Source organism: Nonlabens sp., assembly GCF_039941875.1.
Classification (GTDB): domain Bacteria; phylum Bacteroidota; class Bacteroidia; order Flavobacteriales; family Flavobacteriaceae; genus Nonlabens.
Window position 1 is genome coordinate 425,051 of record NZ_JBDVDQ010000003.1, and the last position, 12,392, is coordinate 437,442.

The 12,392-nt window shown below is 35.5% G+C and carries 11 protein-coding genes; 5 read left to right on the forward strand and 6 right to left on the reverse strand.

Translation table 11 applies throughout. From position 1 onward, the window contains the following. The first annotated feature begins 48 nt into the window (after nucleotides 1-48). From ABJF08_RS02330 to ABJF08_RS02350, 5 genes are all read left to right on the forward strand, one after another. Complete coding sequence (locus tag ABJF08_RS02330; RefSeq protein WP_104513905.1) at nucleotides 49-792, forward strand: MotA/TolQ/ExbB proton channel family protein; 744 nt, start codon at nucleotides 49-51, stop codon at nucleotides 790-792. 22 nt (nucleotides 793-814) lie between these two features. Beyond that, the gene (locus ABJF08_RS02335) at nucleotides 815-1,288 is read left to right on the forward strand and encodes a hypothetical protein (protein ID WP_348114433.1); all 474 of its coding nucleotides are present in this window, start codon (nucleotides 815-817) and stop codon (nucleotides 1,286-1,288) included. A gap of 3 nt (nucleotides 1,289-1,291) precedes the next feature. Continuing rightward, nucleotides 1,292-1,918, forward strand: a complete 627-nt coding sequence (locus tag ABJF08_RS02340; protein WP_348114434.1) for a biopolymer transporter ExbD — start codon at nucleotides 1,292-1,294, stop codon at nucleotides 1,916-1,918. A gap of 2 nt (nucleotides 1,919-1,920) precedes the next feature. After that, complete coding sequence (locus tag ABJF08_RS02345; RefSeq protein ID WP_348114435.1) at nucleotides 1,921-2,406, forward strand: biopolymer transporter ExbD; 486 nt, start codon at nucleotides 1,921-1,923, stop codon at nucleotides 2,404-2,406. An 88-nt stretch (nucleotides 2,407-2,494) separates the two neighbouring features. Next, on the forward strand, nucleotides 2,495-3,205 hold the full coding sequence (locus ABJF08_RS02350; protein ID WP_348114436.1) for a porin family protein: 711 nt from the start codon (nucleotides 2,495-2,497) through the stop codon (nucleotides 3,203-3,205). 16 nt (nucleotides 3,206-3,221) lie between these two features. On the opposite strand, the gene ABJF08_RS02355 is transcribed toward ABJF08_RS02350, so the two are convergent. From ABJF08_RS02355 to frr, 6 genes are all read right to left on the reverse strand, one after another. Continuing rightward, entirely contained in the window at nucleotides 3,222-3,827 is a 606-nt protein-coding gene (locus ABJF08_RS02355) for a hypothetical protein (protein WP_348114437.1), read from the reverse strand. A 6-nt stretch (nucleotides 3,828-3,833) separates the two neighbouring features. Next, nucleotides 3,834-5,291, reverse strand: coding sequence for an RNA polymerase factor sigma-54 (gene rpoN, locus ABJF08_RS02360; RefSeq protein ID WP_348114438.1), 1,458 nt, complete (start codon nucleotides 5,289-5,291; stop codon nucleotides 3,834-3,836). 167 nt (nucleotides 5,292-5,458) lie between these two features. Further along, nucleotides 5,459-6,907, reverse strand: a complete 1,449-nt coding sequence (gene asnS, locus ABJF08_RS02365) for an asparagine--tRNA ligase (protein ID WP_348114439.1) — start codon at nucleotides 6,905-6,907, stop codon at nucleotides 5,459-5,461. Nucleotides 6,908-7,031: 124 nt separating this feature from the next. Beyond that, entirely contained in the window at nucleotides 7,032-9,422 is a 2,391-nt protein-coding gene (locus tag ABJF08_RS02370; protein ID WP_348114440.1) for an efflux RND transporter permease subunit, read from the reverse strand. Between the two features lie 82 nt (nucleotides 9,423-9,504). Continuing rightward, nucleotides 9,505-11,694 (reverse strand): DUF5686 family protein, encoded by a 2,190-nt coding sequence (locus ABJF08_RS02375; protein ID WP_348114441.1) that lies wholly within the window; start codon nucleotides 11,692-11,694, stop codon nucleotides 9,505-9,507. Between the two features lie 133 nt (nucleotides 11,695-11,827). Beyond that, entirely contained in the window at nucleotides 11,828-12,382 is a 555-nt protein-coding gene (frr, locus tag ABJF08_RS02380) for a ribosome recycling factor (RefSeq protein WP_348114442.1), read from the reverse strand. Nucleotides 12,383-12,392: the final 10 nt, after the last annotated feature.

The window sequence follows — 12,392 nt, forward strand, 5'->3', positions numbered from 1 at the left end:
ATATTTACCTCCTTTAATCTGAAAATTCAAATAAATCAAATAAGTCAAATGAAACGATCACTTTCAATTTTATTCACGGCAGCCATGACATTAGGTGTTACTGGTGTTGCTTCAGCATCTGCATTAATTCAAGAAGCTCCAGAGGTAATTAAGACAGAGTCTTTCCACCAAGTTTTAAAGAAAAACTTTATTGATGGAGGGCCTGGATTTATGGCCATCGTATTAGTATGTCTTATATTAGGACTTGCAGTTGCTATAGAAAGAATTATTTACTTAAACCTTTCTACAACAAATTCTAAGAAACTTGCTGCTGATGTAGAGCAAGCTCTAAAAAGTGGTGGTATAGAAGCTGCTAAAGATGTATGTCGTAACACAAAAGGACCTGTTGCTTCTATCTACTATCAAGGACTTGATAGAGCAGATGAAAGCATTGAAGCTGCTGAAAAAGCTGTTGTAGCTTATGGTGGTGTTCAAATGGGTCAATTAGAAAAGAATGTATCTTGGGTATCTTTATTTATCGCTCTTGCACCTATGTTAGGTTTCATGGGTACGGTAATAGGTATGATTGGATCATTTAACAGTATTGAAGAAGCAGGTACTATGGAGCCTTCTCTTGTAGCTGGTGGTATTAAAGTAGCACTTCTTACAACAGTATTTGGTCTTATCGTAGCGATTATACTTCAAATCTTTTATAATTATATCGTTTCTAAAATCGATAGTATTGTAAACGATATGGAAGACGCTTCTATTACTCTTATCGATATTCTTGTAGACTATAAGAACGGTAAGTAATTAACCATTACAAAAACAAATCATGGTTTTACATAAAGTATTAAAATACCTAGTTCTTCTTTTGAGCCTTATAGCTATGGGATTCTTTTTCTATACGCTAGCTCTAGGTGACGAAGCAATTGAACTAAATACGGAAGGCAGCCAGGCTGTTACCGTATCGCCATTAATCTATTTGGCTTATATTTCGTTAGCTCTTATCGCTGTTATAGTGGTAATCTTTGTTTTCAAAGGACTTTTCTCTAGTGCTGAAGTTTTAAAGAAATCTTTGATTTCTGTTGGACTTCTTGCTGTGGTTGCATTGATATCTTATTTCGTTCTTGCAGATGATAGCGTTTTAGATGCGTCTGGCAAGGTTATTGAGTTAGAGGATGGAGAGTTGTTAACTGCTGGAACTTCTCAATGGATAGGTGCTTCTTTATATATGTTTTACATATTAGGAGTAGTTGCTGTTGGAACAATAGTATGGGCAGGAGTAAGTAAACTTATAAAAAAATAAATTATGGCTAGAAGATCTGCACCAGAAGTAAACGCGGGATCGATGGCAGACATCGCATTCCTACTATTGATCTTCTTCCTGGTTACCACCACGATTGAAGTGGATAGTGGTATCGCAAGTAAATTGCCACCACCTGCTCCAGAGACGCCACCACCACCAATTAAGAAAAAGAATATTTTTCAGGTGATAGTGAATGCTGAGAATCGTTTACTTGTAGAAGATGCTGACATGGATATCAAAGATTTGACAGATGCTACTGTTAAATTTTTAGATAACGGTGGAGGAACAGATGCTAGAAATGCTTGTACGTACTGTAGAGGTGCTAAGGATCCAGAGTCTTCTGATAATCCTAAGAAAGCTGTTGTTTCCCTAGTTAATGATAGACAGGCATCTTATAAGATGTATTTAGCGGTGACCAATGAGCTAGTTAGAGCTTATTCTATCCTAAGAGATAGAGAAGGGAAGCGTCTTTATAATGAGACTTACGGTTCTATGACGAAAAGATTGTCAGATTGGCCTGCGACGGAGGTAGATTCTCCTGAATACGATGATCTGAAAGATAAAATTGATAAAGTGAGAGAATTGTTTCCTAGAAACCTTTCTGAAGCTGAACCTCAAAACAGAGAATAATTATGTCTAAGTTTAAGAAAAAAAAGAGTGGTGAATTGCCAGCTGTTTCTACAGCATCTCTTCCAGATATTGTTTTCATGTTATTATTCTTCTTTATGGTTGCGACTGTAATGAGAGATGATGAACTACAAATTGAAAACAAATTACCACAAGCTAATCAAGTTGAAAAGCTAGCGGAAAAGAAGAAGGTGGTTACTATTTATATAGGTAAACCTAATCCTAACTTCCAAAAGACTTACGGTCTTACTGAAGTTGTTCAATTAGGAGATAAAATTGCTCCAATTTCTGATGTTCAAACCTTTGTCAATACTAAGAGAAATCTTATGGATGAAGATGATAAGGATGCAATGACTGTTTCTTTAAAAGTAGATCAGAATTCACAGGTTGGTATTCTAACTGATGTAAAACAAGAGTTAAGAGATGCATATGCTCTTAAAATTAGTTATACTTCAGTAGAAGGTGATCCTTTAAAAAACTTAAAGAATTAATAATAAGTTCTTTAATTTAATATTAATAGCCGTTCTTTTTTAGAGCGGCTATTTTTTTGCTTTAACTTTACGCTCTAATCTATCTATTATGAGATTATTTTTGTTTGTTTTATTGTTTTTAACCGGTTTTATAGTTGTAAGAGCTCAAGATGTTAAACGTTCTGAAAATGCTATTCCTACGGTGGTAGATTCGCTTTATAGAGAAGATCAATTCTATGTAGCTTTATCCTTTAACCTTATTAATAATGAGCCGGATTCTTTTTCTCAAAATGGATTTTCTGGTGGTTTAAGTCTGGGTTTTATTAGAGATATGCCAGTTAATAAAAGACGTAATATTGCCATAGGTGTTGGTCTTGGTTTTTCTACTAACTCTTATAATTCTAATTTGTTCATAGGAGAAGACGCCTCAGGAACTACTGTTTTTAGTATTCTGGAAGATGAGGATAGTGTAGATAGAAATCGTTTTTATACTAATTTAATTGAGATGCCTATACAGTTTAGATGGCGTACTTCTACAGTTACTAATACTACATTTTGGCGCATATACAGTGGTGTTAAATTATCTTACATGTTCACTCACAGAGCAAGCTTTAAGGACGACGTTACTACAGTTAAGAAAACCTCTATTCCAGAGTTGAATAGATTTCGTTATGCTGCTACTCTTACGTTGGGTAACGGTAGTTTTAATGCTTTTGTGCAGTACGATTTAAATACTTTATTTGATGAGAATGCGGTAATTGATGCAGAGCGTGTTAATCTGCAACCTATAAAGTTTGGTATTGAATTTTATATATTATAATCTTTAAACCCTTTAATTATGAAGTCATATAGCTGAAAGCTAGTAACTGACTTACCAGTCCTAGTAAGAAGCCGAAAATAAGTTGGTGTCCGTTATGTGCCTTCATGCTTAATCTAGAGGTTGCGGTAAGGCCGGATATAATACCAAGTAATGCAATTTCTAATAATAGATTTATTCCTAATGCATAAGAAAGTATTATTAAAAAACCTAGAGTACCTCCTGTAGCCATTAAATGAAGGCTTATTTTGTATTTAACAGATGTAAGTATTGTTGCTACTATAGTAGCGATTAACGTTCCTAAAAAGAAGTTGTAAAGTGAAGTGTGTAAACCGTTCACAAATGCAGTTCTTAATAGCATGACTAATAAAATTGCGTAAACTATTAAAGGTGTTATTCTCTCCCCAGTAGTCGATAAGTGTACACTTTTAACGATTCCTAAAACTTTGAGAATGCTGTAGATAAATAAAGGTATTGCTGCAGTAAGTATGACGATTAAATACAGTTGTAATTTGACACTATCAGCATCGCTATAATAACTGAAGTTAAAGTACCATAGGGATACTAAAGAAGGAATGAATATAGGATTTACTATATAGCTCCATAGTTTGAGAAACCACTTCATAAGATTCTAGATCTCTTTTCTTAACCTTGCTACTGGTATGTCTAGTTGCTCTCTATATTTTGCCACAGTTCTACGTGCGATAGGATATCCTTTTTCTTTTAGTAATTCGGCTAGTTTTTGATCAGTAAGTGGTTTTTTCTTGCTTTCTTCTCCAATAACTGTTTCTAGGATTTTCTTTATCTCTCTTGTAGAAACCTCTTCACCATCAGAATTAGTCATTGATTCTGAGAAAAATTCTTTAATCAATTTAGTACCATATGGTGTGTCTACATATTTTGAGTTTGCAACTCTTGAAACTGTAGATACATCCATGTTGATCTTATCTGCGATATCTTTTAAGATCATTGGCTTTAAATTACGTTCGTCACCTGTAAGGAAATATTCTTCTTGATAATGCATAATCGTAGACATGGTGACAAAAAGTGTCTCCTGACGTTGTTTAATCGCATCTATAAACCACTTTGCGCCATCTAGTTTCTGTTTGATAAACATAACCGCATCTTTTTGAGATTTGGTCTTTTCTTTTGCTTCTTTATAACCACGTAGCATGTTGGAGTAATCTCTAGAAACATGTAATTCTGGAGCATTACGACCATTAAGAGTTAGTTCTAGAAGACCGTCTTTAATTCTAATATTAAAATCTGGTACTACTTGTTCTACTATTCTTGTACTTCCACCAGTGTAAGATCCTCCTGGTTTTGGGTTTAAGTGCTCAATATCATCTATAGCGTCACGTAATTCTTCTTCAGTGATATCGTATTTAGTCATTATTTTAGAATAATGTTTTTTACTAAATGCGTCAAAGTAGTCTCTAATCAGCTTTATCGCTAATTCATTACTCTCTGATTTGTTTTTGCGTTTTAGTTGTAATAGCAAACATTCTTGTAGGCTTCTAGCTCCTACACCTGCAGGATCTAGATCTTGAACTACAGTAAGAACTTTTTCTACCTCGTCCACATCGGTATAGATATTCATGGTAAACGCAAGGTCATCTGCGATGTCCTCAATAGATCTTCTTATGTAACCGCTACCATCTATACTACCTACTAGGAACTCTGCAATAGCTCTATCTTGTTCATTTAATCTTCTAGTATTTAATTGCTCTACTAGAGTTTGTGTAAATGACTTACCTGCTGCGTAGGGCACACTCTTATCATCATCGTCAGCACTGTAATTGTTTACTTTTGTTCGGTATTCTGGAACATCGTCATCACTTAAATAGTCATCTACATTGATGTCTGTTTCTATAGTTTCATTACCGTCATCATAATCATCTTGATTAGAATACTCGTCGTACTCATCTTCAGACTTTTCCTTACCGCTGTCTAGAGCAGGATTTTCTTCTAATTCAGATTTTACACGTTGTTCAAAAGCCTGTGTAGGCAATTGTATCAACTTCATCAACTGAATTTGTTGAGGAGATAACTTCTGGGATAATTTAAAATTTAAAGACTGTTTAAGCATGTTTGTTTTCTAACTATGTAAAAATACTAAAAGCCTATTTGATAAGTGCTAAAGTTGTTAAAATTATAAGTAATCATTATTCATGTGGTTTTGACTACTCACTTTAACTAGAAAGTCCCGATTTCTAATTTAGAAATCGGGACTTTTATAAATGTATTATATGTTATTTAAAATTCAGCATTTCCAGGAGTACGTGGATAAGGGATTACATCTCTTATGTTACCCATACCAGTTACGAACATTACCAGACGTTCAAATCCTAGTCCAAAACCACTATGTACCACACTACCGAATTTACGCATCTCTAGATACCATCCTAACTCTTCATCAGAGATTTCCATGTCGGTCATTTTCTGTTTTAAGACATCATAACGCTCTTCACGTTGTGATCCACCTACCATTTCACCTATTCCAGGGAAAAGGATGTCCATAGCTCTTACCGTTTCATTTCCGTTAGCATCTTTATCATTAAGACGCATGTAGAATGCTTTAATCTTTGCAGGGTAATCAAAAAGGATTACAGGACATTCAAAATGTTTTTCTACTAAGTAGCGCTCATGCTCCGACTGAAGATCTGCGCCCCATTCGTTAATAGGATATTTGAATTTCTTCTTTTTGTTAGGCTTAGAATTTCTAAGAATATCGATAGCTTCTGTATAAGAAACACGTTTAAAGTTATTCTTGCCTATGAATTCTAGCTTTTCACGTAGAGGCATTGGACTGCGCTCTGCAGCAGGCTTTTGTTTGTCTTCGTCGGCCTGTCTTTTTTCTAAAAAGGCAATATCATCTGCACAATTTTCTAATGCATAATCAATAACAGATTTCAAGAAACCTTCTGCTAGGTCCATGTTTGCATCTAGATCGTTAAATGCAACCTCAGGCTCTATCATCCAGAATTCTGCAAGGTGACGAGACGTGTTAGAATTTTCTGCTCTAAAAGTAGGGCCGAAGGTGTATACCTGACCTAATCCTATCGCGTACGTCTCAGCCTCTAGCTGACCTGAAACCGTAAGGTTAGATTCCTTCTCAAAGAAATCTTGTTTGTAATCTATATTTCCTTCTTCATCCAGCGGCGGATTCTTAGGATCTAACGTAGAAATGCGGAACATCTCTCCAGCGCCTTCTGCGTCACTACCTGTAATTATAGGTGTATGCGCTTGATAAAATCCTTGTTCTTGAAAATATTTGTGTACCGCAAAAGAAAGTGCGGCTCTCACACGCATCACTGCGCCAAAGGTGTTCGTACGGACACGTAAATGTGCTTGTTCTCTTAGTGTTTCTAGATTGTGCTTCTTAGGCGATAGAATAGTCTTCTTTACCTCTTCAGGGTCTGCAGTAGCAAGTATTTCTACTTTGGTAGCTTGCAATTCTATGCGCTGTCCAGATCCTGCACTTTCTATAAGTGTACCTGTTACAGCAACGGCTGCAGCAACATTAATCTGATCTAGAAGATCGCGATCATAATTTTCAGGCTCTATTACTGCCTGTAAATTATGTATGGTAGATCCATCGTTTAATGCTATAAATCTATCGTTTCTAAAACTACGTACCCATCCTTTTATGGTTATCTCGACCATACTAGGGTCAGACTGGAGTATTGCTGCTATTCTTTTCATTGGTTTACTTGATGAATTCAGTACGGCAAATATAATTTTTATGGGCCGTAAGCACAATTAATAATGATTGTAAATGTAATGGTGTTGGTGTTTATCTCGCTTTCGCGAAAGCGGAACTAAAATCTTACTCCTCTTCCTCATCTACCGCTGGCGGAATTAATGGAATCGCTGGTTTTTTAAAGGTGCGCTCGTTTGCTATGCTTTTTTCTAATGAAAGCAACATACTAGGTAATAATAACAAGTTTGCTGCCATTGCAAAAAGTAAGGTAGCACTTACCAAAGCACCTAATGCAACGGTACCACCAAAGCTTGATGCGGTAAATGTCAAAAAGCCAAAAAACAGGACGATAGATGTGTAAAACATACTCACGCCGGTTTCTTTTAAAGCGCCATAAACAGAGCGTTTTATTTTCCAATCGTTTGCGATCAATTCCTGACGGTATTTTGCTAGAAAGTGTATCGTGTCATCTACTGATATTCCAAATGCGATGGAGAATACCAGTATGGTAGACGGTTTAATAGGCACGCCTAGGTAGCCCATAAGTCCTGCGGTAATTAATAGTGGTAGTAAGTTAGGCACGAGTGATACAAAAATCATGCGTAGAGACTTGAACATCCATGCCATAAATACGGCTATAAGAATAATAGCTAATGATAGGGATAAAATAAGATTGTTGATAAGGTAGTTGGTACCTTTTTGGAAAACGAGAGCTTTACCAGTTAGGGTTACTTCATAACGTTCTTCTGGGAAAATGGTTTTAATTTTCTCTCTTAAGTTTTCTTCTACACGTTCCATGCGATCGGTTCCCATATCCTTCATGAAAGTGGTAATACGAGCATTCTGTCCTGTGCTGTCTACAAAGCTTTTCATTAGAGAAATATCATTAGAGCTTTTCTTTACGAGCTTAGACATGGTAACTGCGTCATAAGTAGATGGTAGATCAAAGTATTCTGGATCTCCACCATAATGTGCCTGTTTACTGAATTTTACGGCAGACACGATAGACATAGGTCTGGACAGTTCTGGAGTCTCAATAATGTGTTCTTCTAGCTTATTGAGTCTTTTAAGTGTCTTTAAGGAAGTTACTTTTTCGTTTTTACTGTGTACTAAAATTTCTAAAGGCATGATACCATCAAAGCTCTTTTCAAAGAACTTAATGTCTTTATAGAACTGCATGCTTTTAGGCATGTCTTCTATAAGACTACCAGAGACTTTAATCTGATATATTCCTATAAAACTTAGAATTAGTACGACAACGCTGGTAATGTAAATAGGGATGCGCTGTCTTTTTACCATGCGTTCATTCCAGTCTACAAATTTGTTGATCCATGTTTTACCTAGGTGTTTTAAGTGACGCTCTTTAGGAATAGAGAGGTAACTATAAATGATAGGTATAATCATTAGGCTTAGTAAGAATATAGCGATTATACATATACTCGCTACTACCCCAAACTCAACTAATAATTTACTTTCTGTAAAGATGAAAGTAGCAAATCCACTGGCAGTGGTTAGGTTAGTCATTAAAGTGGCGTTACCAACTTTAGTAATGACACGCTGTAAAGATTTTGCCTGGTTACCGTGTTTCTTAATTTCTTGCTGATATTTATTAATCAAGAATATACAGTTAGGAATCCCTATAACGATAATGAGCGGTGGTATTAATGCGGTAAGCACAGTGATCTCATAACCTATCCATCCTAAGAGGCCAAAAGCCCACATTACACCTATAACAACGGTTACTATGGAGATAAATGTAGCACGCCAGGATCTAAAGAAAAAGAAGAAAATACCAGACGTAATAGCTAGAGCTGCGAGCAAGAACATTCCTATCTCATCTACTATGTTTTGAGCATTAAGTGTTCTTATATAAGGCATTCCAGATACTTTAATGTCTAGTTGATTATCGCTAGCATATTGATCTAGTATAGGTTGAAATTTATCTATGATAAAATCCTTGCGTAGTATGGTGTTGACGATATCTTTTTTAATGTAAACAGCGGTACGTATAACGCTGTCGTTTTCTGAATAGATTAGGTTTTTATAAAAAGGAAGATCGTTAAAAAGTTTCTTTTTAAACGTAGCTAATTCTTGATCGTTTTTAAGAGGTTCTTGTAGAACAGGTTTTACTATAAACTGTGTATTATCACTATTTTTAGTAAGGTTAGGCAGGTTAGAAGTGGATAAGACCAGTTCTACTTCTTCAAATGTTGCAAGAGAGTCTGCTAGTGCATTCCAGGCATTAAATCGTTGGTAATTATCGAGATTATTGTTTTCTACACCTAGAATAATTAGGTTTCCTTCTTCACCAAACTTGTCTAGAAATTTATTGTACTCTTCATTAACAGGGTGATCGTCAGGTAGTAAGTTAGCCTCTGTATGAGTAAACTGCATGTGTTTCCATTGCGTGGCTAGTGCAATAGTTGCAATAACTATTAAGGCGAGAATCACTTCTCTATTGCGCAGTATAAGTCTAGCGATACTATTCCAAAATCTAAAACTAAATAACTTTTGCATGGCTCAATTTAAGGCGCGCAAAGGTACTTTTAAAAGACGTAATTATATAAGGAATGAAGACTTAATTATGCTTAAAACAGTGTTATAGCTCTAGATAGAATGTAAACTTGAGAGCAAGGTTATCTGCAAAATCAGGTAAATGATAGGCTCCATAACGATAACTAGCACTTAAACCGAACCCAAAGATGAGTTTATTCAATTCAAAACCGCTCTCTAAATACCCTTTTTCTAGGGTGTTAAAGGTTATGTTTTCATGGCGTTGCTCATTATCTAGATCACCCCATGCGGCTTTAGATATCAATACCAGTTCTGGCTGTAGAAAAGAGAATATTCTAAATGGAGCAAATCTATGTTTTACCTGTCCTATTAAAAGTTTATCAGAGAAAAACTCATTAAAATACATGGTTTCAAAACTACGCCTACCAGCTACAGAAAAACGCTGTAAGATTTCATCTTTGTTAGGTGCGTTAGGGTAGGCATGATACAAGTGTGTTAGAGGTACTTCTCCAGCACTGTAATGACCTTCTATCATAAAATCGGTACTGGTTTGGTTAGGTCTGTTTATGGTGTATTCTGCTTTTCCAGAAACTTTAAGATAGTTAAAGTTACTCTCTGCTAGGCCTTTTATTCCTTGTGTAATTTGCCCGCTTAAAATAGGATAACCTCTAGATATTTCTTGATAACCTTGTGGTGTGCGCATAAATTCACTGACAGGACTCCATCTTGCGCCTAGAGAGATTTCTGATAATACATATTCAGAAAAGGGATCTCCAGTTGGGTTAAACTGGTAATTTGTTGTTTGGGTAACTCGCTTTCGCGAAAGCGATACTTCACTAATCACAGATGGAAATAATCGCTGTTGTAAAGACATTCCATACTGCTTGTAAAGATAAAAAGTAGGTATGTTAATTAATCTAGGTTCAAAAAGAGAGTAGACCCTTGCATCGGTTAGAAAACTTTCTGCAGCAAATTCGTTGATATCATCTTGTTTATAGATGTTTAACCAGGTGTTCTTTTCTTTATTAATACGATAGCCTATTCCTATTTTATGTTTAAAAACAGCGTCGTTAGTACCGTAGGCTAGGTATCCATTAATTCTAAAGTTTTCACTTAGTTTTTCATTAGTTTGTCCACCTATACCTATTCTAAAAGCCTCGTAATCATTGAATTTAACTAAGTATTTTAAATCTATGTCAAAGAAACTTACAGGGAAGTAACCGACTTTAAATTTGTCTAGAGTTTCTAACTTACGAGTGATGTTAGACGCTGCGACTATACTGTCTAGATCCATAAATCGAGCAAGCTCTGTGGTAGAAAACGCATCATCACCGCGATACTTATCCCAGTATTTTTCTTGTTGTATTATGGCACTGTCTTGGACTTCTATTTTAAGACCTTTTCTACCATAATTAATCTCTTTGTTGGTTTTAAAATTTGAGTTTACAGCTTCTATAATAAGGTAAAGCTCTTCAGATGCATTTTGATCATCACCTACTTTTTTTTCTATACCTACTTCTAGTCTTGCACCTAGTATTTCTAATTCTTTTCTAGTTTTCTCTTTTCTTACATAGAGTTTTCTAGAACTGTTAAACCATAAGGACGTGGTAGGATTATAAATAAAGTCATGGTATGCGATGATGTTAAGGTCACCTGTTTTTTTAAAAACAGCCTTTGCTACACCATTAGTTTCATGATCTATATATAAGGAGCCGTAGAATAATTGTGCTTCTTTTTTATATCTAGGAGTAAAGATGATTTTGGAAACAGGCCTGTCATTAATTATCGTGTCTTTCTCTATTTTAAAATCATATAAAGAAGGAGCCTTTTCATTAAGTGGGCTTATAAACTCTTGATCAAATATTATATAGGTGTTGTCATATATATTTTCAGATTGAAAATCTATATTATAAATAGGATAGACTGGTTTCTCAAATCCAGGCATATTTGCTCCAGTGATAATCTCTTTGTAGCCTTCTATATCATCATAAATGTGTTGCGATGTTTTTTCGGCAAAGAAGACTCCGGTTTTCTTAAGTGTTTTTCTTAATTCTGTTTTTTTATATCCAGGACCGGTAAGTGCCTCTGGATCTCCAGAAACTTTGAGGTTCTCATAAGCATCGTACTTATAGGAATTCAGTTTATGAGTAGGGTCATTTTTCTTTGAAGAGATCAGTACCTTGGTCATTAACATCTCGGCCTCTCTGGTGCTTTGCTGTTGAGCAAACATACCAGTGCATAAAAGCGAAATGAAAACACCAAAAACTAACTTCATAAAATGATTTGCTTAGAAAAGTTAAAAATAGAATAAGCACAGTAATAAAACTACGGTACTTAAGAGAATATTGTGAAGGCAAAAAAAAACGCCAGTAATGACACTGGCGTTTTATTAAATAGACAGCAATCTATTATACTTTCATGATTTCTTGTTCCTTAACTACTAGATGCTCGTCTATTTTAGCGACATATTTGTTAGTTAAGTTTTGCACATCGTCTTCAGCATTTTTAAGTAAATCTTCAGAGATATCTAGTTTCTTAAGATCATTCATAGCTACCTTACGGTCGTTACGTACACCTATTTTTGCTTCTTCGCCTTCAGCTTTTGCTTGTTTTGCAAGATCTTTACGTCTTTCTTCTGTAAGAGCTGGTACGTTTATGATAACGCTTTCTCCGTTATTCATAGGGTTTAAACCTAAGTTAGCATACATGATACCTTTTTCAATTTCGGTAATCATTCCTTTTTCCCACGGCTGTATAGTTAATGTACGTGCGTCAGGAGTAGAAACGTTTGCTACCTGTGATAATGGCGTCTGGCTACCGTAGTAGTCTACCATTACTGTGCTCAACATGGCAGGAGTTGCTTTTCCTGCGCGTATACTTAAAAGTTCTTTTTCTAAGTGTGTGATAGCGTTGTCCATGTTTTCTTTGGCGCTATCTAGTATAAAATTAATTTCTTCAGTCATCACTAGTATT